This window comes from Fictibacillus phosphorivorans, from assembly GCF_007673525.1.
In the GTDB taxonomy this organism is placed as follows: Bacteria; Bacillota; Bacilli; order Bacillales; family Fictibacillaceae; genus Fictibacillus; species Fictibacillus phosphorivorans_C.
Genome location: NZ_VDZU01000001.1, coordinates 393,126 through 414,869, shown reverse-complemented (window position 1 = coordinate 414,869; position 21,744 = coordinate 393,126). Strand labels below are relative to the sequence as shown.

At 41.4% G+C, this 21,744-nt stretch carries 29 protein-coding genes and 2 riboswitches; of the genes, 11 read left to right on the top strand and 18 right to left on the bottom strand.

From position 1 onward, the window contains the following. Positions 1–20 precede the first annotated feature (20 nt). Positions 21–236 carry a DUF2922 domain-containing protein gene (locus tag FS458_RS01965; RefSeq protein ID WP_144697255.1) on the top strand — a complete coding sequence of 72 codons (216 nt, stop codon included), beginning with the start codon at positions 21–23 and terminating at the stop codon, positions 234–236. A 369-nt stretch (positions 237–605) separates the two neighbouring features. Further along, positions 606–785 carry a DUF2187 domain-containing protein gene (locus tag FS458_RS01960; protein WP_066398675.1) on the top strand — a complete coding sequence of 60 codons (180 nt, stop codon included), beginning with the start codon at positions 606–608 and terminating at the stop codon, positions 783–785. 83 nt (positions 786–868) lie between these two features. Here the strand turns inward: FS458_RS01960 and FS458_RS01955 are convergent, their stop codons facing one another. Then, positions 869–1,483, bottom strand: a complete 615-nt coding sequence (locus FS458_RS01955) for a hypothetical protein (protein ID WP_144697252.1) — start codon at positions 1,481–1,483, stop codon at positions 869–871. A 162-nt stretch (positions 1,484–1,645) separates the two neighbouring features. On the opposite strand from FS458_RS01955, the gene FS458_RS01950 reads away from it, so the two are divergent. Further along, the gene (locus FS458_RS01950; RefSeq protein WP_144697249.1) at positions 1,646–1,786 is read left to right on the top strand and encodes a YpzI family protein; all 141 of its coding nucleotides are present in this window, start codon (positions 1,646–1,648) and stop codon (positions 1,784–1,786) included. Between the two features lie 163 nt (positions 1,787–1,949). Here FS458_RS01950 and FS458_RS01945 read toward each other — a convergent pair whose 3' ends face one another. Then, positions 1,950–2,447, bottom strand: a complete 498-nt coding sequence (locus FS458_RS01945) for a DUF1648 domain-containing protein (RefSeq protein ID WP_144697246.1) — start codon at positions 2,445–2,447, stop codon at positions 1,950–1,952. 127 nt (positions 2,448–2,574) lie between these two features. On the opposite strand from FS458_RS01945, the gene FS458_RS01940 reads away from it, so the two are divergent. Continuing rightward, the gene (locus FS458_RS01940; protein ID WP_144697243.1) at positions 2,575–2,946 is read left to right on the top strand and encodes a VOC family protein; all 372 of its coding nucleotides are present in this window, start codon (positions 2,575–2,577) and stop codon (positions 2,944–2,946) included. 48 nt (positions 2,947–2,994) lie between these two features. Here the strand turns inward: FS458_RS01940 and FS458_RS01935 are convergent, their stop codons facing one another. Continuing rightward, the gene (locus FS458_RS01935) at positions 2,995–3,210 is read right to left on the bottom strand and encodes a hypothetical protein (RefSeq protein ID WP_144697240.1); all 216 of its coding nucleotides are present in this window, start codon (positions 3,208–3,210) and stop codon (positions 2,995–2,997) included. A gap of 48 nt (positions 3,211–3,258) precedes the next feature. Beyond that, on the bottom strand, positions 3,259–3,438 hold the full coding sequence (locus FS458_RS01930) for a hypothetical protein (RefSeq protein WP_144697237.1): 180 nt from the start codon (positions 3,436–3,438) through the stop codon (positions 3,259–3,261). 324 nt (positions 3,439–3,762) lie between these two features. On the opposite strand from FS458_RS01930, the gene FS458_RS01925 reads away from it, so the two are divergent. From FS458_RS01925 to FS458_RS01915, 3 genes are all read left to right on the top strand, one after another. Next, positions 3,763–4,938, top strand: coding sequence for a S8 family peptidase (locus FS458_RS01925; protein ID WP_144697234.1), 1,176 nt, complete (start codon positions 3,763–3,765; stop codon positions 4,936–4,938). A 127-nt stretch (positions 4,939–5,065) separates the two neighbouring features. After that, the gene (locus tag FS458_RS01920) at positions 5,066–5,281 is read left to right on the top strand and encodes a hypothetical protein (protein WP_144697231.1); all 216 of its coding nucleotides are present in this window, start codon (positions 5,066–5,068) and stop codon (positions 5,279–5,281) included. Positions 5,282–5,345: 64 nt separating this feature from the next. Beyond that, a riboswitch (SAM riboswitch) is annotated at positions 5,346–5,453 on the top strand. 468 nt (positions 5,454–5,921) lie between these two features. After that, positions 5,922–6,590 carry a sulfite oxidase-like oxidoreductase gene (locus tag FS458_RS01915; protein ID WP_260858261.1) on the top strand — a complete coding sequence of 223 codons (669 nt, stop codon included), beginning with the start codon at positions 5,922–5,924 and terminating at the stop codon, positions 6,588–6,590. 28 nt (positions 6,591–6,618) lie between these two features. Here the strand turns inward: FS458_RS01915 and FS458_RS01910 are convergent, their stop codons facing one another. Next, on the bottom strand, positions 6,619–6,909 hold the full coding sequence (locus FS458_RS01910) for a hypothetical protein (RefSeq protein WP_144697228.1): 291 nt from the start codon (positions 6,907–6,909) through the stop codon (positions 6,619–6,621). Positions 6,910–7,088: 179 nt separating this feature from the next. On the opposite strand from FS458_RS01910, the gene FS458_RS01905 reads away from it, so the two are divergent. Next, positions 7,089–7,280: a hypothetical protein gene (locus tag FS458_RS01905; RefSeq protein ID WP_144697225.1), complete on the top strand. Its 192-nt coding sequence runs from the start codon at positions 7,089–7,091 to the stop codon at positions 7,278–7,280. Between the two features lie 52 nt (positions 7,281–7,332). On the opposite strand, the gene FS458_RS01900 is transcribed toward FS458_RS01905, so the two are convergent. The 10 genes from FS458_RS01900 to FS458_RS01860 form a co-directional block, all read right to left on the bottom strand. Then, positions 7,333–9,264 (bottom strand): vWA domain-containing protein, encoded by a 1,932-nt coding sequence (locus FS458_RS01900; RefSeq protein ID WP_144697222.1) that lies wholly within the window; start codon positions 9,262–9,264, stop codon positions 7,333–7,335. 65 nt (positions 9,265–9,329) lie between these two features. Continuing rightward, positions 9,330–10,214: an ATP-binding protein gene (locus FS458_RS01895; protein WP_144697219.1), complete on the bottom strand. Its 885-nt coding sequence runs from the start codon at positions 10,212–10,214 to the stop codon at positions 9,330–9,332. A gap of 175 nt (positions 10,215–10,389) precedes the next feature. After that, the gene (locus FS458_RS01890; RefSeq protein ID WP_144697216.1) at positions 10,390–11,160 is read right to left on the bottom strand and encodes an HAAS domain-containing protein; all 771 of its coding nucleotides are present in this window, start codon (positions 11,158–11,160) and stop codon (positions 10,390–10,392) included. Next, on the bottom strand, positions 11,157–11,489 hold the full coding sequence (locus FS458_RS01885; RefSeq protein ID WP_144697213.1) for a PadR family transcriptional regulator: 333 nt from the start codon (positions 11,487–11,489) through the stop codon (positions 11,157–11,159). Before FS458_RS01885 ends, FS458_RS01890 begins: the two co-directional genes overlap by 4 nt. Positions 11,490–11,627: 138 nt before the next feature. Continuing rightward, positions 11,628–11,804 carry a hypothetical protein gene (locus FS458_RS20510; protein ID WP_186320413.1) on the bottom strand — a complete coding sequence of 59 codons (177 nt, stop codon included), beginning with the start codon at positions 11,802–11,804 and terminating at the stop codon, positions 11,628–11,630. A gap of 15 nt (positions 11,805–11,819) precedes the next feature. Then, positions 11,820–12,554: a YdcF family protein gene (locus tag FS458_RS01880; protein ID WP_144697210.1), complete on the bottom strand. Its 735-nt coding sequence runs from the start codon at positions 12,552–12,554 to the stop codon at positions 11,820–11,822. A 91-nt stretch (positions 12,555–12,645) separates the two neighbouring features. Next, positions 12,646–13,137, bottom strand: coding sequence for a hypothetical protein (locus FS458_RS01875; protein ID WP_144697207.1), 492 nt, complete (start codon positions 13,135–13,137; stop codon positions 12,646–12,648). A 34-nt stretch (positions 13,138–13,171) separates the two neighbouring features. Beyond that, positions 13,172–13,254: riboswitch (cyclic di-GMP riboswitch) on the bottom strand. A 167-nt stretch (positions 13,255–13,421) separates the two neighbouring features. Beyond that, the gene (gene panF, locus FS458_RS01870; RefSeq protein WP_144697204.1) at positions 13,422–14,861 is read right to left on the bottom strand and encodes a sodium/pantothenate symporter; all 1,440 of its coding nucleotides are present in this window, start codon (positions 14,859–14,861) and stop codon (positions 13,422–13,424) included. Beyond that, positions 14,858–15,151: a YhdT family protein gene (locus tag FS458_RS01865; protein WP_144697201.1), complete on the bottom strand. Its 294-nt coding sequence runs from the start codon at positions 15,149–15,151 to the stop codon at positions 14,858–14,860. The genes panF and FS458_RS01865 overlap by 4 nt, the downstream gene beginning before the upstream one ends. Before the next feature lie 181 nt (positions 15,152–15,332). Beyond that, a complete protein-coding gene (locus tag FS458_RS01860; protein WP_144703201.1) occupies positions 15,333–15,971 on the bottom strand; it encodes a spore coat protein in 639 nt (212 codons plus the stop codon). 341 nt (positions 15,972–16,312) lie between these two features. On the opposite strand from FS458_RS01860, the gene FS458_RS01855 reads away from it, so the two are divergent. Next, positions 16,313–16,873 (top strand): transposase, encoded by a 561-nt coding sequence (locus FS458_RS01855; protein ID WP_144697199.1) that lies wholly within the window; start codon positions 16,313–16,315, stop codon positions 16,871–16,873. Positions 16,874–17,003: 130 nt separating this feature from the next. Here the strand turns inward: FS458_RS01855 and FS458_RS01850 are convergent, their stop codons facing one another. Next, entirely contained in the window at positions 17,004–18,977 is a 1,974-nt protein-coding gene (locus FS458_RS01850; protein ID WP_144697195.1) for a methyl-accepting chemotaxis protein, read from the bottom strand. Between the two features lie 255 nt (positions 18,978–19,232). Between FS458_RS01850 and FS458_RS01845 the strand changes: the two genes are divergently transcribed. Further along, positions 19,233–19,403 (top strand): aspartyl-phosphate phosphatase Spo0E family protein, encoded by a 171-nt coding sequence (locus FS458_RS01845; RefSeq protein WP_144697192.1) that lies wholly within the window; start codon positions 19,233–19,235, stop codon positions 19,401–19,403. A 79-nt stretch (positions 19,404–19,482) separates the two neighbouring features. On the opposite strand, the gene FS458_RS01840 is transcribed toward FS458_RS01845, so the two are convergent. Next, the gene (locus FS458_RS01840; RefSeq protein ID WP_144697189.1) at positions 19,483–20,430 is read right to left on the bottom strand and encodes a nucleoside hydrolase; all 948 of its coding nucleotides are present in this window, start codon (positions 20,428–20,430) and stop codon (positions 19,483–19,485) included. Between the two features lie 76 nt (positions 20,431–20,506). After that, on the bottom strand, positions 20,507–20,923 hold the full coding sequence (locus FS458_RS01835) for a thiol-disulfide oxidoreductase DCC family protein (protein ID WP_144697186.1): 417 nt from the start codon (positions 20,921–20,923) through the stop codon (positions 20,507–20,509). A 120-nt stretch (positions 20,924–21,043) separates the two neighbouring features. Between FS458_RS01835 and FS458_RS01830 the strand changes: the two genes are divergently transcribed. Continuing rightward, complete coding sequence (locus FS458_RS01830; protein WP_144697183.1) at positions 21,044–21,706, top strand: DUF975 family protein; 663 nt, start codon at positions 21,044–21,046, stop codon at positions 21,704–21,706. Positions 21,707–21,744: the final 38 nt, after the last annotated feature.

The following is a 21,744-nucleotide window of genomic DNA, read 5'->3' as shown; positions in this document are numbered from 1 at the left end:
AGAAGAAAGGAGGGATTTCAATGGCCAAAGTGCTTGAATTGCAGTTTCTTAACCAAGAGAACAAAACGGTAACCATCCGCCTGGATGCTCCGATCGAACCGGTTGATCCTGCAGCTGTTAATGCAGCGATGGACACGGTAATCGCGCAAAACATCTTCACTTCGTCAGGCGGAAACTATACGAGCAAAAAAGGTGCGCGTATTGTTGATCGTGAAGTGAGCGAGATCGATCTGTAAGTAGTAGAAACATCTTAGAAATCATTATAAAAAAGCGACCGCAAAATCCGTCTTCTGATGTAGTTATTCAGAGGACGGATTTTTTATTTTGTGGATATTGTGGACAATGTGGATAAATAAGTGGATAGCTTTACTTTATAGGGAGCTTTATCTTTTATAGTTGTGGATAACCTTTGGATAACCTTTATTCAGTCTAAAAAGTGACGTTATTTAGTGAATATTGGAAGCGCTATATAAAAGCGCTTTTATGGAAATGCTCATAGGGTTTCGCTATAATACTTAACAAATAGAAGTTTTTAAAAATAAAAGGAAAATTAGTCACAATTATGGTAAAATAGTACAAACATTAATCACGTTGGAGGAAAAGGCATGGAATTTAAAATCGGTGATATTATTGAAACGTTCGACGGCTTAAAAGGAGAAATTACTTCATTGTTGACCAACACCGCTGTTGTGGACTTTTCCGTAACAGAAAACTATTCGGAGCATTTTGAAGACGCAAAGCAAGTTGTTCGTTTGAATGATATTAGACAGATCATAAATAGCTAGAACTTATTATATAGAAACTAAAATTTAAACTGACAAATAAAAACAGCTCTCTGTATCAACACAGAGAGCTGTTTTTTCGTTTTTTATAAATTTTTTCGATTGTTTTGTGAAGTCACACCTACCGAGACGACGTTTGAATCGTTTTCTCTTGTGTACGTCGTTTCTTGAGACGTGTTGGATGAATAATCTTGTAGATTGTCTTTTCCGATTGGATTCTCAACAATTTCGGATCCTGCTTCTTTTAATTTGGTACCGATATTGCCGAGCTCGCCTTTTGTTTCTTTTGCTGTTGATAGCACATCATTTGAGATTTCTTTTAGCGTATTAATGTTTCCAAACACGTCTTTATTAAGACGCTCGTACAGTGCTTGTGCGTCATTGATCGCATCTTTTAAGGTGGTGCTAGCCGTTTTGAACTGGCTGATCATCTGATCTTTCACTTCACCTGGATTTTGTTTGACCTCTGTAATCATTTTGCTAGAACTATCCTTTAATCCTACCGCTGTGTTCTTCACTTTTGACCGCGTATTATAATCAATCAAGGCAAGTGCGCCACCAACGATACCGCCAATGACGATCCCTGTTAGGAGCTTGCTTTTTTGCGGATCTGCCACTCGCTCTCTTTGCGCTGTACCGTAAGCATCTTGGGGATACATGCCGTTTTCATATCCGTTTGTAGTGTTTACACTTTGTACCATTTTAAGTCCTCCTTCATTAATTTTTTTCGTAGTAAGGGGATTCCCTTTTCTCTAAAAGCTAAACGTATGGGTAGGCTTTTTCTTTATATCTTCAACTTTTACATAAAAGTTTCTCTTAGTTCTCATACTAATGAAAATCTACTGTGATTGGAGGGTTTCACTATGGGAAAAGACAGACAGGAGAAGAAGTTACGTGAGTCTAAACGCGTTGAGTCTGACCGTGACCAAGACTTAAAATATTCTGGTGCTACAAAGATGGAAGGTCCTGACGAAGCACGCGCACGCAACCATCAAGATCAGTAATGGAAATGCTTAAGCAGCTCATTTAAAATGTGGGCTGCTCGTTTATTTAATTATGAAGCGTTTATCAGTATCCTTTTGCCCGACCCGTTGTTATGTCCTCTAGGTAACGACAGACAGACATAGAAAAGAGGACGGCACCCAAAAATGCAACTCATCCTCTTCTTCACTTCCATTTAATTGATCTTACGATGAAAAATGCGATCGATCCGGTAATTCCTACGATAAAAATAGGAAGTACCCACACGCTTAAACCTTCGCTGACTCCTTTTGCCACTTCCGAACATGCCCAAGTCATGTAAACGAAGAAGATTAAGATTTCGTTTTTCATTACGTTTATCATCATGCGCCCATTTTTATATTGTCTCTCGACGTTTTCTTCCGTTAGATTTAAGTAGTTGTAGATGTGCGGGTATTTTTCTAGCACGGTAAGCAGCAACCACGTCACCGCTCCCATCACGATTAAAATCCAAAGGTTGCTCTTACTTCCCCAGCCATCAGGATCTCCGGCTGCATTAAAGTGGGTAGGTACGGTGTCTGGGATAGCGGCCCATTCGGAAATCAAGCTCACGGTTCCCATTACAAGTAAGGCGATTGACGCGATATCTAAAAAGTTTTCGAACCATGTTCTTGGTATTTTAAGTTTTGGTCGACCTTCATACATATTTTCTTCAACCTCCTCCCTCTATCCTATACGTTTTTTTTCAATGATAAGTTTCGTCATGAATTCAATTGTAATCCACGTAAAAGATATCTATAGTAAAATTATCGGATATTTTAAGGAGAATCTTATGAAACTTGGTGCGTTTTCTGTAAGTTTAAGCGTGAAAGACATCCACCGTTCGAAAGCATTTTATGAAAACTTAGGATTTGAAACGTTAGGTGGCAACATCGAGCATAACTGGTTGATCATGAAGAATGAGGATACGGTAATCGGTCTGTTTCAGGGTATGTTTGAGAAAAACATCCTGACCTTCAACCCTGGTTGGAACCAAAATGCAGAAAACCTTGAAGATTTCACTGACATTCGAGAACTCCAAAAGCAGTTGAAAGAAAAAGGAATTTCGTTATCGACTGAAGCGGATGAGGCAAGTGAGGGTTCTGCTAGTTTGACACTTGAAGATCCAGATGGAAACCTGATTTTGATCGATCAGCATAGATAATACATACAACAACGTCCAGATCATATGTCGATCTGGACGTTTTATTTTTTATTCGTTTACTATTCCCATCGCGATTATAAACCAGTTAGCTCCGTTTTTGCTTCCGATTTGGAAGAATAGCGCAATGATCTCTTCTTTTGAAAAATGTCTCTGTAGCCGGCTGTATAATTCATCTGGCAGTTGCCCGTGATACGCCATGATGTGATCAGCGAGTTCGAGAGCTAGCTTCCCGCGTTCTGATAGTTCTGTGTTTCCTTCGTTCATCGCGGTTTTTCGAGAGGACTCATCCAGAGTCCCATAGTCCATGCTTTGTCAGTAGTCGCAGCCGTTGTTTGAGGCCGCTCGCAAGCGGAGCAATTCCATGAGTTCTGGCTCAAGGATGTTGTTCAGTGCTTTGTCCATCTGCTGAAAAGCATCTAGAATTCCTGGTGCGTTCGCAAGTGTTTTCTTAAAGGGCGTTCCTTCAACATCTACTTCAGGTAAACGTGCCATTTTTTACTCCTCCTCAAAGTTCATTATTCATTTTTTAGCTTACATGACTTCTCCAAAAGTTTACATTATTCTGTTTCAGATCACGTCTTTATGTTTCCTTTACAGATTTGTTAAGTAATGTTTACTATCTTAATCATATCTCAAGATAATAAAATAGTTTTACATGTTACGCTTTAACCATAGATAGAAAGTCTCACCTTCGACAGCATTATAGTAAGTTATCATTATTTCTAGATAACAATAAAGGGTTTTGTTGAATGCTGTTGAATTCCTTACCAACTAAGCCTAAGTCCGCTTGGTAAATACATCTGAGGAGTGATTTTTATGTTAAAGCGTTTCGTGGCAGTTGCCGCATCTGTACCACTAGTCGTCTCTTTGGCTCTTCCAGCTTCAGCTGCTGAGCCAGCGAAGGAAGCTTCTTTTACACCTTCAGCTAAACAGGAAGCTGCATCACAGGAAATTATCGTCCATTTTAAAGATTCTGTTTCAGCTGCAAGTTCTGTTGAAAATAAGGTTTCAAAATTTGGCGGTAAAGTTGTGGATGTGACGAAAGACTTTACCGTTGTAAAAGTCGATGGCAATGTGGCAGACGCAGTAAAACAATATGAGAGTTTAGAATCCGTGGAATACGCTGAGCCAAACGCTACGTTTCATGCTAGTTATGTTCCGAACGACCCTGCATATAAGCAACAATACGCTCCTCAAAAAGTTGGTGCCGAGCAAGCTTGGGACACAACGCAAAGTTCATCATCTGTAAAAATCGCCGTGATTGACACAGGCGTTGACTACAATCACCCGGATCTAGCTGGAAAAGTAATCAAGGGTGCTGACTTTGTTGATGATGACAACGATCCGATTGATGAGAACGAACATGGTACTCACGTTGCAGGAATTGCAGCTGCGAACACGAATAACGGTGTTGGTATCGCAGGGCTAGCTCCTAAAGCATCAATCTTAGCTGTTCGCGTGCTAGACGCAGAAGGCAGTGGTTCACTGGATGATGTTGCACAAGGCATCCGTTACGCAGCTGACCAAGGTGCACAAGTTATCAACTTAAGTCTTGGCGGATCTGTTGGTACGCAAACTCTTGAAGATGCGGTGAACTATGCATCTAGTAAAGGATCGCTTGTAATTGCTGCTGCTGGTAACTCTGGCGTTTTACTTCCGAGTTATCCGGCATATTATTCAAACGCAATTGCGGTTGCCGCTACTGATCAAAACGATAAAAAAGCGTCTTTCTCTAATTTTGGTACGTGGGTAGATATCGCGGCACCTGGTGTTGACATCTATTCAACGACACCAAACAACCAATATGCGAGTTTCTCAGGAACTTCCATGGCATCACCGGTTGTTGCGGGTGTAGCTGGACTTCTGGCCGCTCAAGGTAAGAACGCTTCACAAATTCGAGCAGCACTTGAGGATACGGCAGATCCTGTAACAGGCACTGGCACGCTGTTCCAAAACGGTCGTGTGAATGCAGCAAAAGCCGTTCAGCAATAGTCATTACAATTTCAAAACCTCTAGTAGTCTTATATTTTAAGACTTCTAGAGGTTTTTTTGTTTAGAATCCGCTCATTATTGAAAAACTGTAAACAGAAACAGCTGTAAAGAGCGGAGGATTTTAGCTATGTTTGGTCTTGGTAAGGGTAAGCAAAAGAAAAAAACGTCTCAAGGCTCTGGCAAGAGTGAGTCGACGGAATCAGAAAAAAGGCAGAGTGAAAAAGAAGCGGAAGAAAAAATCGTTTACTTTTTCTTAATCAGTACAGCGGTTTTTGGCGTTGTCGTACTGTATCTTGGTATTTCTCGTGAGATGTCTTTTGTTGCTGATTCTTTTCTAAGTTGATTTTTCATGTACGGATTGTATAATAGTTGTAACTTTTAATATCGTTTAAAGCCGATTTATCGGTCTCTTATTTCGAGCAGGCGGAGGGAATTAGCCCTATGAAGCCCGGCAACCACCTATTTTGTTAGGCACGGTGCTACATCTAACAGTTTTACAGACTGAAAGATAAGAGGATGTGAACAGAACCATTCGTCCTCTTTTTTTAAAAAAAGAGGGCGTTTTTTTGTTGGATGCTGCTCTATCATTAACTTCATAGATAGTTGATTGGAGCGGAAGGTGTGAGACTCCTCGAAAATTGAACTTCAAATTTTCTTCGTGCGATGTGTCGCTGCCGAAGCCTTCCTTGTCCTGCGGGATCAGTGGGACAGTTCCAAAAGTGAAAGTGGCTCGTCCAGCCCCGACAAGCAAAAGGCGAACGGACTAGGAAGGCGTTTGTTTGCCTTCATGACCGTTTGACTTTTGACCTCGAGGGGTTAGCCACTGTAGCTAGACAGGTGAGACTCTTAACAGCGCAAAGCGCTAAGAGGCTCACCGCACAGCCCGCGGAAAGCGAGCAACCTGGAGCGGAAATCAACCGCATCCAAAAGCATCTAGAAAAGCAGTATTAACTTTTTTACCAGTAAAGAAAGGATGTTCATGTATGGACCTTAACAAAGCGGACCGTATTAAAAAGATGCGTGTCCCAGAAGCCGATGAAAAACTGGATGACCGTTTGCCTCCTGGGCAGGTTGAAACAAAAAAGTTCCCCATTCTTCATGAAGGAGAAGTTCCTGTTTACGATATGAAAAAATGGTCGTTATCTGTAGAAGGACTCGTAGGAAAACGTGTCGAATTTAGCTTTGAAGACATCATGAAGATGCCTCAAACGACAGTTGTCCGTGATATTCACTGTGTGACGAGATGGTCACGGTTCGACAATGCGTTTGAAGGCGTTAAGTTTACCGATTTTTTAAAGTACTTTGATGTGGACCCTAAAGCAAAGTATGTAATGGTCCACGCCGATTACGATTATACGACGAATGTTCCTCTTCAAGACCTGTTACGCGATGATGTTATTCTTGCGCACTCGTTTGACGGCAAGCCACTAACAGACAAGCATGGATTTCCGCTTCGCCTCATTGTTCCACATCTTTATTTTTGGAAAAGCGCCAAGTGGATTCGCAAGTTCGAGTTCTTAGAAGAGGATCAGCCAGGCTTTTGGGAGCAGAACGGCTTTCATATGTATGGCGACCCGTTTAAAGAAGAACGATTTTCGAGCGATGAGTTTGAGATGCCTGAAGATGAGTGGAAGAAGAAAGAGTATGATTGATCTCATAAGAAATAGAGGGGAAAATTGTTTACTTTCTTCCCCTCAGCATTTTGATCTCATTTTTTAACGCCGTAATCTGATCTTGGATGTCTTTCATCTGAGCTTCTTGTTCTTGCTGGTCTTTTAGGTCCTGTGCTTGATCGATGTACACTTGTCTGAGAGCGATCGCTGCACTGAACGTTGCTAAGAAATCCCCCGCGGTCACAAGCGTTGAGGCGAGTAAGGCGAGTTCTGCAGCAAACGTGGTACCATCTTTATTATTTGCTAAATATTCTTCTTCTGCTTCTGCTAAAATGACGTCTACTACACGTTGATTCACATCATTCACTCCTAACACCCGAATATGTAATACTATATGCGTTTGCCCTGTTTGCGGTGCCCGATGTTCCTCCTTTCCTATTCTGATTTTCGAAACGTAAAAATTCGACTTTTTTTCGTAAATTGTTCTTCATGTATAGGCATTTTGACCGATATTATCCTTACTAGGGAGGTTTGGCGATGGAACAATGGCTGTCTTTTCGTATTCCGTTCGATATCATTTCCATTTACATCTTACTTGCCGCAATCATTGTGGTCGGCATTTTCTCAAGCCTGCTTCGAACAGCCTTACCAGAGTGGTCTGTCAAAATCTTTAGCTACACAGGGTTTGTTGGAGTAATCTTTGCTTGGCTGAAGCTATTGGAGTATTGATACATACATAAAAAACGCCTCGGGGTTTGCTGCCCCCAGGCGTTTTGGCGTTTTATAGCGATTTAAAAAGCAGCTTACGAAGTACGGGCATCAGATAGTCGACAAGCTCTGAAGCACTTGGCACAACTACGTTTTGCGGCCCATAGATGTTCTGCATCAACTTCTCTTCTTCCTCTGTGATCTCTCCGTTCGCGATGAACATACCGATCGTTTCGATCCCAAGCTTTCGTGTACGGGTGACCGCTTCATGTGTATCGAGTACACCATGCGATTCATAATCAAAAGCCGCGGGTTCTCCGTCTGAGAAAACAAGTAAGACTTTCTGTTGCTCTGGACGTTTAGCCAGTTCTTCACCCATACGTCTGATTGAATATCCGTCACGGTTATCTTCTTGAGGTTCGAGCTGTATGATCGGTGCTCCTGATTGATGCAGAGAGTTGCGATAGGAGATCACTTCATGAAAATAGTTCGGCTGATCGTTCGTTGAAGCATCTGCTGCATCTTCCCAAAAGCCAACTACCGAATGCGGTATCCGAAGAGCTTTTAACGTTTCATGAAAAAGCACGATCCCCTTTTGCGTCTCTTCCATTTTGTTGAACATAGAGGCCGAACAGTCGACGAGTAGCGTGAACGTCGTATCGAGTTCTTGTTGAGATTCTTGCTTTTTTCGGAAAAGTCTTGGGTTCTTATCGGTTACGAGTCTTGTAAGCTTCTTTCCGAGTCTTCCAAAGTGAAGATCTTCTCTCGGTGCTGTTCGTTTGTGCTCCATCGTTTTTAAAAAGTTTTGCTTCAGCTGCGAAACGAATGGTGCAATTTCTTGATTGTATTCGTCGTATTGCGCGATTTCGTCTGGTGTTGCTGGTTTTGCTGGCAAAAAATGCTCGGTGACATTTTTGTTCACTTCTCCGTATGGGAAGTGGTTTGCAGAGTCGGAACCATTTTGGTTGTTGTCGGTTTCGGCTTCATGCTCGTTTTGGGTGTCGAAGTCATTGTTGTCTGTACTTTTAGCGCTAGTTTGAACCGATCCGAACACCGCGTCACCACTTTCCGCTTCCCTCGCACCTTCTCCTAACAGATCCGTGTTAGTCCCTTGATCAAGGTCCATTTGTAAAAACGAATCTTGTGGATCAGATGTTTCATCATGCCAAGAGGAATGAGACTCTTTTTCTTTATCGTCTTTGTCCTTGTCTGAGTCTTCATCCTTGATGATCGTTTTCTTCGTTTTCGTTTCGTTGTTGCGCGTGAGGTCGTCAAAGTTCTGATCAGTTTCGTTGTTAGTTTGGCTATCTTTTGATGGATTACTAAAACTGCGGTATGCGGTTTTCATATCATTTAAGTTTGTATATTTTAGTGTGATAGCAGCCATCTCGGTGATGATCGCCGCAATATCTTCAGTCGATTTTGCCGTTGTAAGTTTTGTTAGAAATGATCGTAGTTCTTGGTAGAGTTCCTGCGTTTCTTGTGGCACGGCTACAAATCGTTTGTTCGCTAAAAGGATGATATGACAAAAAAGCGCATCAAGGGTACGCTTTTGCTGAATATGTTTTCGGTACTCACGGTTGTAGTGAACCTGGAACGTTTCTTTTCGAAGCTTAAAAGCATGCTTCATCCCGGGTCGGTTCTTCACGCAGATCTCCTCTAATCGATAGTCTTCTGCAAAAAGAAGGACTTGCTTAAGAAATTTCCGGTGAGGATGAGATTTCAGCTGCTTCAAAGTGCCCCAGATCACGTGGTCGTCCGTGTGAAACTGAGTTCCATAGCTGCGCAAATAAACATCCGATTTCCAGCCTTCAAGCTGAATGTCGCGTGGGTACGGGTTCCAGAACTGGCTAACGTGTGTAACGCCGCTGTTTCGCTCGAGGTACGAATGATACGAGAACGAAACGTCCATTTTATTCACTTTTGAGAGTGAGCGGGAAAGATCGATCAGTTGCATGTGAACAAAAGAATCTATCTTCGTATCCGCAAATACTAGGAATTTCATCTAGGGAAAACCTCCAAAATCGTCGTGGGAAATAAATTGTATGGGGTCTGACCCCATTTCCCAGCTTACGCGAACAGGGTTGCGGCTACGTTAGCAACGAGCGCGCGTTCGCGCGCATCTTCAAGCTTGTCTGCGATGGCGCGCTGAATGGCACGCTTCGCCGGCAGGTAAACAGAGAGATCGGCTGCATCAAGCAACGCACGGATAGATGCTGCATCCTCAGACAGATGACCCGCTTTCGCCTGCCCGATCAGATCAGACGACAGCTGTACAAACTTGGATAATACATCCTCGTCTTTTTGCTGAGACTGGTTCTTCAGCATTTCTTTTAACGTATCACCTTGAATGTAAGGCACTTCGATCACGACAAAACGGTTTTTCAACGCCTCGTTTAAAGGCACCGTTCCGATGTATCCTTCATTGATTGCTGCGATGACATTGAAACCAGGCTGCGCTTTTACCACTTCACCTGTGAATGGGTTGGCGATTGTACGACGGTAATCAAGCATTCCGTTTAGAATCGGTAGCGTTTCAGGTTTTGCAATGTTGATCTCATCTATATAGAGAAAATGCCCGTTTGCTGCAGCTCTTGTAACTGGTCCAGGAATAAACTGGATCTCCTGTTTACCCTCGCTATAACTTAACGTCTTATGACCAAGAAGCGCTTCTGCATCAAGATCGACAGAGGCGTTAACTTGGTGCAGAGGTTGTCCGAACACGTTTGAAAGAAGTTCGGCAAGCTTTGTCTTACCTGACCCCGTCGGCCCTTTCAGCAATACATTTTTTCCGAGAGCAAGTGCGATCACCGCATCCTCAATCAATGCTGCGTCAGGCGCTGTATATCCCTGCTCCCCAATTAATTCTTTATATTCATTTGGTAGATTTTCTAATCGTTTCGCTGCATCTTGTTGGAGCTTTTCTTTTATTTCAATCGGAAGTTGGAGATTCATATCAAATTTCCTTTCTCTATCAGTGATCTTTTACTAAAAATCAATCACCTTATCTATCAACAGTATTTCCACTAATTTGCTGTGTAAAGCCTTACACAATGTAACATTGTAAGCTTTTTCAGTGCAAGTACGTTGTTTAGTAAACACATTTTACTCAGAGAAAAGAGCCGATCATCTAAATTCGGCTCTCTTTTTTTGCTTTTTTAAATGTATATACGTTGTAGATAATGAGCGTTACAAACAGCACACTTATTGTTAAAATGGCTTTCGTTTCTTTTTCAAATGAGGTTAGACTGATTAAAAATTCTGGTAGGAAAAGCATGGTTGGTATTACGATTGTGAACCAGGTTTTGCTCCATAAAGCGATTCCTAAAAAGATGGCGATCGCAACGAGTGCCGCAATGATGTTTCCTGTTGCTCCAAGCTTTATGACAACCGGAGTTTTATACGCATCGTTTGCAAACAGAAGAGCTAAAAAGAACAAAATCGGCAAACTTCCTAAGATAAAAGTGGTGATCATCGTCTTAGTTTTTGAAAGCTTTGTGCTTGCTAAAAATTTGAACATCTTTAAATAAAAAAGCACTAGTATGATACAAACCGCTGGATAACCAACCACTTGAAGCAACGTGAATTGCACGCCCCCTCTCATCGAATCGCCTAGCAAAATATAGGCGAAAACACCGAGAACAATGATCGGGAGATAAGAGATCCATTTAAAATCGAATGACATTTCGTTTGAAAGCTGCTCCATATAAGCTTTTGGCGAATGGCCGATGATGTGAGAGACTGATTTTCCTCGCTTTTCTGCTTCTATCAAATGATCCTCCAACTCTTCTACGATCTCTTTCACCTCTTCGTCCTTTTTTCCACTCGAAAATAAATAGAGTCTAAGGTTATCTAAGAAATCTTGGCTTTCAGCTGTTAACGTATGTTTTAGCGCACTCATTTTCCGCTTCCTCTCTTTTGTAAAATGTGATCGACCGAACGGCTTAGTTGGTTCCATCTTTCAATAAATGCTTGAAGTTCTTCCTCGCCTTTAGGCGTAAGCGAATAATATTTGCGTCTTGGCCCCGCCGTTGATTTTTTTAACGTGGTGGTAACAAGTTCCTCTTTTTGCATGCGTATGAGCAATGGGTAGATCGTTCCTTCACTCGTTTGTTGAAAGCCGTACGATTCTAGCTTTTCTGCTAGCTCATAGCCATACACTTCACCTTCGTTGATGATTGCTAATAGACAGCCGTCGAGAATTCCTTTTAACATCTGAGTGTTCGACATGTGGCTACACCTCATTTCACTATCTTGTATTACAAGGGTTACGGGTAAAAAAAGAATCCCTTGCATAACAAGATATATCATTAGTATATGCGCCACTAACTTGTAATGCAAGGTATTTGTGTTAAATTGTTCCAAAATTTATTTTTTCTTATTCATGAGCTCTACCACATGAGGTTTCGGCTCCCAACAATTGAACTGATAGTCTGGTTTCGTATCATATCCAAGACGCACACAGTAATAGCGCATCCCTTGATTTGTTTTTTCAGGCTTAAAATTGATACACGTCGCACAGCAATGATACTTATTTTTCTTCATGGAAGCCGCCCTCCTCTATCTATCAGTAAAGTAACTTTTTATGATCGCCATATATTCTCTAACATGTGCTTGTGGAACAGATGAAATTCTCAACGGCGAACCAAGCCCCTCCGCCTCAATGCCAACACGCTTGGCGATCATTTTTGTTCGAAAAAGATGAAAATCACTCGTTACAATGAGCAGTTGATCGTCTGGTTGTATCATCTTTTTTGTATATAAAAGATTTTCGTATGTACTCGTTGCTTTTTCCTCAATCTGAATGCGATCCGCTTCGATGCTATTTTCTACGAGATAATTTTTCATGATAGACCCTTCACTCGTTGTTTTACCAAAGCCAAGACCACCGCTTACGATGAGCGTAACGTTTGGATGTTCCTTTGCATAGGCAAGTGCTTGATCTAGTCGACCTTTCAGTACGGCACCTGGTCGATTGTTCTTCGTTCCGCCACCAAGCACGAGGATTGAATCTATCTTGGAAGAAACCTTCTCTGGATCGGTGTTAGCAGATGTAAGAATAAGAGTTTCTAGCGTTGCTGCAAAAAGGATTGTTGTGATTAAGAGGGTCAGCGTCGTTTTTTTGTACGTTTGAAATAGTTTCATAGCTGAGTTGTAGCGGAAGAAAAGAACGAGAAAAAGAACACCTAACAAGAAAAAAACAGCAAGTCCCATATCCATGTTAGTCGTTTGAAGTAGCATGGCCGTCGCGTATACAGCAAAGAGGATACCGAGCGCTAAAAATAGTTTTTTCATAAAGAGTCTCCGTTCATAGATTTTCTATATTCTAGGATATCAGAAAAAGGAAAAGAGCGGAGAATGAAGATTCCGCTCTTTTAAAAAGTTATTATTTTTTATTTATATCAGACTCTTGAATTTCTTTTTGAATTGCTGAAGAGATGTCTGCTTTCTTTTGCTCGGAAGAACGTGTCGCATCGGTGCTCATGTTCTCGGTTTTTTTATTAACGGCTTCATTCTTTCTTTTCGTGATTTCAGCTAGTTCTTGTTTATAGTGTGTTTCAAGTTCTTTTTTCTTATCTTGAATGATCTTTTCTTTGTTAGTATCCAGATCCTTCTTGGCATCAGCAACGATCCCTTTTACCGCTACATTCACATTTTTAAGCAAGTCATTCTTCTCTTTGTTCAACTCACTCTCGATCTCAGATTGGTACGTATATTCCATAATCTTATTGTATAAGTCGTTTGCAAGATTTGGATTTGCCGCATACGCAGACGTAGTACCTACACCAAGTGCAATCGTAGTCGCTAAAACAATCTTCGACCATTTCTTAGCTGCCTTTTTCTTTGTGCTAAATTTCTCTTTACGTGATATTTCCATAATAAATACCCCTTCCTTTATTTAGAGAACGAATAAAGAAAGCGGTCGGTTGCGCTACTAGCTTCAGTTAATCCAAGCGCCCACATACAGAATAACCTTCACAGCTCCACACTTATCTAATTATATTCTGCTATAAAATTACCACCGGCCACATTCACTGTAAATGGGTATTTAGTAAGATGTTACTATAAATAGTTTTTTTAGTATTTTATTTTAGAAAAAAATCGGTGGGAAAAATGTTAGAACGAAAAAAGACAATGTCCACTGAGCGTGGACATTGTCTTTTAGAATGTATTTGTATGGGGTCTGTCCCCCTTTGTGAAACTCCCCACAATGTAGGCGATCAAGGATAGCAGGATCGGCAGCACTACCGTGTGCATGCCCCAAAGATTTGGATAGTTCAGATGAAGGAACATATAGGATCCAACACCAATGATCAGAGAGGCAATCGCTCCATTCGCGTTTCCTCTTTTCCAATATAGCCCCAACACGATCGGCCATATGAAAGCAGCTTCTAGCCCTCCGAACGCGAATAGATTCAGCCAGATCAACAAGTCAGGCGGGTTGATCGCCATGGCGAATACGCTCAGTCCAACTACTGCTGTTATCCCGAAACTCAATTTTTTTACAAATTGCTCTTCGGCATCTGGTTTGATGTAATTGATGTACACGTCCTTAATAATTGCAGAACTCACGAGTAATAGCACCGAGTCAACCGTTGACATGACAGCAGCTAAAGGCGCTGCCAAAACGATACCCGCTAACCATCCTGGTAATACTTCGAGTGCTAAAAGCGGCATTACTTTATCCGGCACTTCGATTCCCGGTAGCACCACTCTTCCGAACACACCAGCGAGATGCATGCCTAACATGATGAACCCTACAACGAACGTTCCGATGATCATCGCTCGATGCATCGCTTTTGCATTTCGATAGCTCATCGCTCTCACTGATATTTGTGGCAAGCCTACTACACCAACACCAACCAATATCCAAAATGATGATACATAAAGAGGTGTTAGCGATTGATCAGAACCATAAGGCGTGATAAGGTTCGGGTTCTCCGCTCTTAATTCGCTCATGATGTTCTCGATGCCACCACCTGCGATAATCGTACCGGCCAATATGATGACTGTTCCGATCACCATAACAACACCTTGTATCGCATCTGTGATGACGACTGCTCGGAAGCCGCCAGCGATTACATACACGAGGACCGAAGCTGAAAAGATGAAAAGCGCTGTTGTATAAGAAACACCTGTAAATGATTCGATTAACCGGCCACCGCCTACCCATTGAGCGGCCATCGCAGAAAACAGGAAGACGACAATGCTTAATGCTGACAAAATAACGACCCACTTGCTTTCATACCGCGCTTTTAGAAAATCTATCAGTGTGACTGCGTTAATCTTTCGTGCAACAATCGCAAATTTTTTACCAAGTACAGCAAGTGTGAAGTATCCTGTCACAAGCTGTGCCATCGCAAGTAACACCCAACCAAGGCCTAATTGATAAGCTGCACCAGGTCCACCGATAAAACTCGAAGCACTTCCGTATGTCGCGACCATTGTCATCGCAAGAACAAATCCACCAAGTTCTCTGCCTGCTAAGAAGTAATCTTGTAAAAAGGAAGGTCCACTTTTAATGTGCCGTGATGTATAGATGCCAACTAAAAAAACTAAAATTAAAAAGATTGCTAAAGGAAGAATGACATCCCAGTTCATTGAGCATCTCCCTCCTCTTTATCGCTCGTCTCATCAAGTTCAAACGGGACCTCTTTAAAGAAAAACTTCACCATGATCCAAACTAAAATGGTAAAAACAACAAATCCCATAATACAGCTATAAAAAAACCAAGCCGGAAATCCAAATATGTATGTGTATTCTTTGATAGGGCGTCCGCCAAGGCCGTAAGCGAATGCATACCACCAGATAAAGTTCAAAATGGCGAGTACTGTACCCATGATGGCTTCTCTATTCGATACTCGGTACCGCCAGTCTGTTCCTTTTTTCATTTCTTAACCCCCTGAAGTTTCAATACCGTATAAGTCCACTCATTACTATGGCAAATTCATTTCTTATTGTCGAGTCCTTTTGACATTTATGAAATTTTCTATTTCTTCTCATGATATCCCTGTTTTTGTATGGTTAAAAGTAAAAACGAGCACCTTTAGAGGCACTCGTTAAAGTCATTTTTTATTGAAGAGGTGGTTGTGCTTGAGTGGATGCAGCATATGCGCCGAGCATGCTCGTCATATCTTGTTGGTTCAGTTGAGGAATTTGATAATAATGATTCTTGTTCTGCCAGATTGACAATTCATATGCCATCTCGATCCAGTTTGGAATTCCATCTGCTAATACACGTCTAAGCACAGGATTTGTAACTTCGAGTGTCGCCATTCCTCTTAAAGATGCGTTCGATTTTAATGTTCCTAGTATTAGAGATGAAACGGATTGGTCGTTTAATTCTGTAACGCTTTGAATAGGTTTAACGGGTTGAGCAGGTTTCAGACCATATACAAAATCGTTATCTTGCGCCATCTTGTATGATTCTGTACGCATTGCTGGATCTTTCCCTGTCTGAAAAGCTTGAACACACGCATTGTATTCCTTTGTAATGTGCTGATAGTGACGGTTGAGCATCGATTTGAGCTCTGGATCCTGAACATGTCCTTTACACAATGTATATAAGTTCAATGTTCCAACGATGCCGCTGAGCATTTCATGAACATCAAACATCTCATGTCCGCCATGGTTTAATTGAGCAGGTACCTGTCCAGTCTGCATGTTTACATGGTTGAATTCTGGATTGTTGTTCCCCGATTGAGGAATCATGTTTGGTTGATTAGAATCTTGATTCATCATACTTTTACCTCCGATTTATAAAAAAATACGGGGTTATTTTATGTAGAAAGTAATACTCTATTCTCTTTTTTTAATAATTTCCGAGGAAATATGATAGGAAGTCTGTTGATGAGACGGAGTTCGACATTTTTGTGGGGTGTTATTCGCAAAAAAAGATAACTTTCTGAAAAGAAAAGTTTCGAACCGATTGCATTTCAAAACGGCTATAGAGGTTTTGCTTGAAAACAACGAGGGAAATAATTTTTTTGGGGTCAGTCCCCATTTCCCAGATTCACTTGCAAGAAGTATAATTAAGGTACGATTGAAAGGAGGTGAAAAACATTCCTAGATCCCCACGTATTTGGTATCCTGATGCTGTTTATCATGTGACTACTCGCGGAAATCGCAGGGAACCTCTTTTTTATTCCCACTTGGATTTCCACCGCTATTTAAAGATTCTAAGTCACTGTGTTAAAAAGCACGATGTTGAGCTCTTCTCGTATTGCCTCATGACAAACCACACTCACTTACAAATTTTGTGCAGCAAGTCCCCACCTGGAGATTTCATGAAAGAATTAAATGAAACGTATGCTATGTTTTTTAATAAGAAATATGAGCTGACTGGTCATGTGTTTCAAGGTCGCTATGGAGCAGAATTGATCGAAGATCGCTCACATTTGTTAGACACTAGCCGCTACATTCACTTGAATCCCGTTTCTGCCGACCTGGTCATGTACCCCTTAGAATATCAATGGAGCAGTTACCGCTATTATGTAACCCCATCGGTGTGCCCTTTCGTACACACCTCAACCCTTCTAGAACAGTTTAACCATTCGAAATCTCAATACCGAGATTATGTTGAAAGCAAGATTACCCCTGTAGTAGAGCTTTAGACCCTTTTAATCAGATGTAAAATTACACTCTTTCCTTTTTCAAAAAGTCAGTCGTATCAAAGAAAAAGCCGTTTTTGTCTTTTTGGAAAAGACAAAAACGGCATTCATGTATTTGTTTGGGGTCAGACCCCTAGAACGTAAACCGCTGGACGTGGGTACGCATCTGTTCCGCGTACTGCTCGAGCTGGTCGGCTAGATGGTTCAACTGCTCCATCGATGCTGATTGCTGTTCTGCTGATGCTGAAACCTCTTCAGTTCCAGCCGCTGTTTCTTGCGTAATCGCCAAGATATGTGACGCATTTTCAAGCAGTACATCTTTTTGCTTCGTCATTTCGTCAACAGACTGAATCACGTCTTTTAATGCCTCTGCATTCCCTTTAACTGTAGTAGAGATCGCGGTAAAGCTTTGCTCTGTCTCTTCCACCGCTACGCTTTGTGAAAGAATGAGAGCTGCAGCTTCTTGAACTTGTCCGACGGTGTTTTCCGTTACTTGCTGCATATCCGTGATCAATGCGCTGATATCTTTTAAGGAAAGCTCGGTCTGCTCTGCAAGTTTTCTTACTTCATCCGCTACGACGGCAAAGCCTCTTCCAGATTCTCCTGCTCTAGCCGCCTCGATTGCCGCGTTTAACGCTAGTAAATTCGTTTGGTTGGCTATATCGCTTATTGTTAGAACGATCTGTTGAACACTGCCAGATGTTTCATCAAGTTTTTTAATTGATGAAATCATCTCTTTCGTCATTTCTGTTGTCATCAGTGACTTCTCTTTTAACAAGCTCACCTTTTTTACACCGGTCAATGATTCTTCATTCATTTGCTGTGTCGCTTTTTCTATTCTTTCTCCATGCGCATGAACGGTACCGATACGCTCAGCCAGCACGTTAGCAGCTTTCGCATTCTCATCCATCAACTCTGCTTGATGAGAAGAGCCCGCTGCGATCTGCTGCATCGTCGTTGATACTTCTTGAGCGGATGCTGAATTTTCCTCTGCACTCGCAACGACCGTTTGAGACGCGTCCGTTACATGATCGGTAATCTGAGCCATCTCTCTGATCAATGTTCGCATCTGGTTAGACATATCATCAAAGCTTGCAGCCAGTTCACCGATCTCATCTTTTCTTTGTATAGAAACGCTCGCCTGTAGATTTCCATTTCTAATCTCATGCATAGCATTCTTCAGTTGGTTCACCGGTACTGTAATTCTTCTTGAAACGAAAACCGAAATAATCGCCGCCACTAAAAGAGTGACGATTAAAGCGATTCCGATCGGTAAAAGAATCACATAAGCCTTTTCCTCAAACTCACTAAGCGCGACAGTTCCGGCTAGTTTCCAACCGGTTGTATCATTTTTCGTATAGCTGACCACTCTATCTTCACCATTGATCTTTGTAGTTAACGTACCTTCTTTTTTAGTAATATCTTTATAAAAAGATTCCTTTGTAGCGCTTTTCCCCAGCTTTTTTGCATCTGGATGAACCATATAATTCCCCGAGTTATCGATGAGAAGAGCATAACCGGTGTCCCCGATTTTCACGTTTTGCATCAGCGTTAAGATATCGTTTACTGCGATATCAATCGCTGTTACTCCCACGATTTTCCCGCTGTACTCAACGGCCTTCACAGCTTTTACAACCGGACGATCTGTCGCTTCATCAATGAAAGGATCTGTCCAGAACACTTTAGTAGGATCCTTCGTTGCCTGTTGATACCACGGCGTTAACGTCATGTCCTCAACCGGTGATGCAGGAATCGGATACATGACTACTTCCTTATCATCTGAAATAAAATAGCTGTTCATAATCGCTTTATTTGCTAGATGATAGTCTTCAAACTTAGAGATGATATAGTCTGGGCTGTCTCCCTTTGCATGAAGCTTAATCGTAGCGGAATCTGCATATGCGGATACAAAATTTCCGCTATCTCTCAAAAACCCGTTGAGCGTCTCATCAAGATCATGCATACGCTCAGATGTATTCTCTGATGAATTTTCAACGGTAGTTTTCTTACTGAATAAATAACTAACTCCGCTCACCACGACCCCTGTCATAATAATGAGCAATATAAATGGCACAAGAATTTGCCTCTGTAGACTTTTATTAATCATTTCTTCCTCCTGCAGTTACTTTTTACTAGATAGCAAAAAGTATATCGACAGAAAGCTACAAAGTTTTACAGAATTAGAGCAAAACTTGTCTACCTGAGTAGTACAAAACACGCAAAAGTGTAATTGTAGGGGGTCTGTCCCCCTATATGTGTAAAAAAATAATAGACTTGACACAAAATATGGTATATAATATTTACAAGATTTACCGATATTAATGGTGCAGAAGTGGTTATTATATTAGAGGGGGAATGGACCATGAGCCGAAGCAATGCTCTTGTCTTAACTACAGAGATAGACGCCATTCGCACGACCATGTATGAGGTAAGTAAAAAGGTTAATAGTCTTGCAGATCCGCTTCTTGTTCAACTGAGCCAGATTTTAGACGAAAAACTAAACAAACTACATCAAATTAAAAATTGCGCTTAATCTCATAAACTACCTATTAAAATTTAAACCGGTGTCCAATTGATTTATTTGGCGTCCGGTTTTTTATTATGACCAAACGCTACTGAAACGTCTCACCTGTCATGATACTCATAAAATCTCGGAAGAAATAACTATAATCAAAATCAAATGCGATTCGGTGCCTTTTCTCATCATCCCCAAACTGCGCATACGGCCGAACATCGGCAATGCTCTGCCCTCTTGCCGTATCGCCATTTTGAATCACAATATGTATTGGAAGCGACTTATACGTGAACATATCTTCTCTTATACAGGCCATCAACGTAATCGCATCGTGAACAGGACTTCCTAGGATATCAGGGTTCCTGTTTTTGTAAAAATTGTAATAAAAGTCGAGCATCGGTTTTAGAATGGGCATCTTACCTTTGTAATCAATATAATTCACCATTTCAGGAGTGACAATGGCCCGATCGGTAACATTCAACGGAATGATCGTCACGTTTTTGGCGTACGTTAAAACGGTTCTAACCGCGATCGGATCTCCATAAAAATTCGCTTCAGACACTGGCGTTACATTTCCAGGCACCCAGAACGCTCCGCCCATAATATAGTACGCTTTTACTTTTTTCATCAGCGACTGAAACAAAATAAACATGGTAGCAAGAGAGGTCAGCCTGCCTGCATTCACGATAATCAGTTCATCTTGATACTGTTCGATCAAATTTACAATTTCAAAAAAGTTTTCAATGAATCCTTCTGATATACCTGGATCAATCGGACCTAATCCATAAACGCCGTGCACGTCTGGATAAAACGTTGGTTTTTCCCCTGTCATCGGAACTTCTGCTCCACCAATAACTCTAACATCCTCCGGAAAGTTAAATGTTTTCGCTATAAATTTCACATTCGACACGGTTTGTTCTCTTGATACGTTGCCATAGTCGGCCACAACACCAACAATTTCTATTTCATCGCTTAAAAAAGCATAAGCTAGTGCAATCGTATCGTCGATTCCGGCGTCACCAAAGAACAGAACTTTTTGTCCCATCGTGCAGTTCCCCTTTATAGGCATTTGTTCTATCCTATTAGTTAGACTGCACACTTATGAAGTTTGGTCGTAAAAACTATTGCAGAAACCTATTTCGAAGGTCAGGTGTGGGAATCATACAACTTTCTTTTTGCCCGAACCATTTATACCGATTGCTCGCGACCTTTTTATAGAAAACATTTCGAATCTGCCGAGGTACAACTTTCATATACCTTCCTGTGTTGTATGGAAATTTCAGAAACTCTGCAACCTTTGCCACGGCATCTGATTCTGTATATACTACTCCGTCACAAATTAAAATTACGGAGTTTGTTTGTTCGGGATTAATGTTGTACTGTGATAACAATTTTTGTCCGGCTTCTGACTGAATAGCCGAGAATTTTAACTTCTCACTTTTTTCATGTTTCAGTATAAATTGCACGCTTCCATTACAAAGATTACACACTCCATCAAAAAGAAGCACAGCAGGAGTTATTTCTTCATTACTTTTCATTTTCAGACCTCCTCTAACATCCGCTTTCCTCTAGTCTACTATTAATTTTAAAGAAAACGCATCTTTCCGCCTTTTAAACCGTAGTATAAGGATAGGACAACTTCAGAAAGGTGATACATCATGAAAAATAAAGAAATTAAACAGCAAGCTCGGCTTCGACTAAAGGGACAATGGGGCACAGCGGCGTTATTCACGTTGTTGTTCTCGAGCACCTATTACCTCATCCCATTAATTATAGAAGTGAATTTGAGTGGTGGTTGGAGCGCTTGGTTGAATCAACCGACCGATGAACTTAACGGACCGACGTTCAGCACGTTCATCATCACACTCGTTTTACTGCCATTATATATTGGATACCTGTGGACGTTTTTATCTGTGATCCGTACGGTTGAAAAAATTAACGTTTCAAGCCTATTTCAAGCGTTCTCTGAGATCAGTACGTATGTAAAAATACTCGGTGCTTATCTCGTGATGATGGTGTACTTGATTCTGTGGTCTCTTCTTCTTTTAATTCCTGGAATCATTAAAGCGTTCAGTTATTCGCAAACGTACTTTGTTCTAAAAGATCATCCTGGAATTGGCATCAACGCTGCGATCAAGAAAAGCCGTAAGCTGATGGACGGCTATAAATGGAAGTTTTTCGTTTTACATATAAGCTTTCTAGGCTGGGGAATTCTCTGTGTTTTATCTCTAGGCATCGGCTTCTTCTGGCTCGCTCCCTACATGAGTGCTTCGTATGCTGCGTTTTACAACGATCTTGTTAACGACCATCAAGCAGAATAAGTTTCTATTCACCTCGGAAACACAACTATTCAATGCCA

Bases quoted from the DNA above. Each gene is read 5' to 3' on its own strand.
- FS458_RS01965 (WP_144697255.1), top strand. From the start codon at position 21: ATGGCCAAAGTGCTTGAATTGCAGTTTCTTAACCAAGAGAACAAAACG.
- FS458_RS01960 (WP_066398675.1), top strand. From the start codon at position 606: ATGGAATTTAAAATCGGTGATATTATTGAAACGTTCGACGGCTTAAAA.
- FS458_RS01955 (WP_144697252.1), bottom strand. From the start codon at position 1,483: ATGGTACAAAGTGTAAACACTACAAACGGATATGAAAACGGCATGTAT.
- FS458_RS01950 (WP_144697249.1), top strand. From the start codon at position 1,646: ATGGGAAAAGACAGACAGGAGAAGAAGTTACGTGAGTCTAAACGCGTT.
- FS458_RS01945 (WP_144697246.1), bottom strand. From the start codon at position 2,447: ATGTATGAAGGTCGACCAAAACTTAAAATACCAAGAACATGGTTCGAA.
- FS458_RS01940 (WP_144697243.1), top strand. From the start codon at position 2,575: ATGAAACTTGGTGCGTTTTCTGTAAGTTTAAGCGTGAAAGACATCCAC.
- FS458_RS01935 (WP_144697240.1), bottom strand. From the start codon at position 3,210: ATGAACGAAGGAAACACAGAACTATCAGAACGCGGGAAGCTAGCTCTC.
- FS458_RS01930 (WP_144697237.1), bottom strand. From the start codon at position 3,438: ATGGCACGTTTACCTGAAGTAGATGTTGAAGGAACGCCCTTTAAGAAA.
- FS458_RS01925 (WP_144697234.1), top strand. From the start codon at position 3,763: ATGTTAAAGCGTTTCGTGGCAGTTGCCGCATCTGTACCACTAGTCGTC.
- FS458_RS01920 (WP_144697231.1), top strand. From the start codon at position 5,066: ATGTTTGGTCTTGGTAAGGGTAAGCAAAAGAAAAAAACGTCTCAAGGC.
- FS458_RS01915 (WP_260858261.1), top strand. From the start codon at position 5,922: ATGGACCTTAACAAAGCGGACCGTATTAAAAAGATGCGTGTCCCAGAA.
- FS458_RS01905 (WP_144697225.1), top strand. From the start codon at position 7,089: ATGGAACAATGGCTGTCTTTTCGTATTCCGTTCGATATCATTTCCATT.
- FS458_RS01900 (WP_144697222.1), bottom strand. From the start codon at position 9,264: ATGAAATTCCTAGTATTTGCGGATACGAAGATAGATTCTTTTGTTCAC.
- FS458_RS01895 (WP_144697219.1), bottom strand. From the start codon at position 10,214: ATGAATCTCCAACTTCCGATTGAAATAAAAGAAAAGCTCCAACAAGAT.
- FS458_RS01890 (WP_144697216.1), bottom strand. From the start codon at position 11,160: ATGAGTGCGCTAAAACATACGTTAACAGCTGAAAGCCAAGATTTCTTA.
- FS458_RS01885 (WP_144697213.1), bottom strand. From the start codon at position 11,489: ATGTCGAACACTCAGATGTTAAAAGGAATTCTCGACGGCTGTCTATTA.
- FS458_RS20510 (WP_186320413.1), bottom strand. From the start codon at position 11,804: ATGAAGAAAAATAAGTATCATTGCTGTGCGACGTGTATCAATTTTAAG.
- FS458_RS01880 (WP_144697210.1), bottom strand. From the start codon at position 12,554: ATGAAAAAACTATTTTTAGCGCTCGGTATCCTCTTTGCTGTATACGCG.
- FS458_RS01875 (WP_144697207.1), bottom strand. From the start codon at position 13,137: ATGGAAATATCACGTAAAGAGAAATTTAGCACAAAGAAAAAGGCAGCT.
- panF (WP_144697204.1), bottom strand. From the start codon at position 14,861: ATGAACTGGGATGTCATTCTTCCTTTAGCAATCTTTTTAATTTTAGTT.
- FS458_RS01865 (WP_144697201.1), bottom strand. From the start codon at position 15,151: ATGAAAAAAGGAACAGACTGGCGGTACCGAGTATCGAATAGAGAAGCC.
- FS458_RS01860 (WP_144703201.1), bottom strand. From the start codon at position 15,971: ATGATTCCTCAATCGGGGAACAACAATCCAGAATTCAACCATGTAAAC.
- FS458_RS01850 (WP_144697195.1), bottom strand. From the start codon at position 18,977: ATGATTAATAAAAGTCTACAGAGGCAAATTCTTGTGCCATTTATATTG.
- FS458_RS01845 (WP_144697192.1), top strand. From the start codon at position 19,233: ATGAGCCGAAGCAATGCTCTTGTCTTAACTACAGAGATAGACGCCATT.
- FS458_RS01840 (WP_144697189.1), bottom strand. From the start codon at position 20,430: ATGGGACAAAAAGTTCTGTTCTTTGGTGACGCCGGAATCGACGATACG.
- FS458_RS01835 (WP_144697186.1), bottom strand. From the start codon at position 20,923: ATGAAAAGTAATGAAGAAATAACTCCTGCTGTGCTTCTTTTTGATGGA.
- FS458_RS01830 (WP_144697183.1), top strand. From the start codon at position 21,044: ATGAAAAATAAAGAAATTAAACAGCAAGCTCGGCTTCGACTAAAGGGA.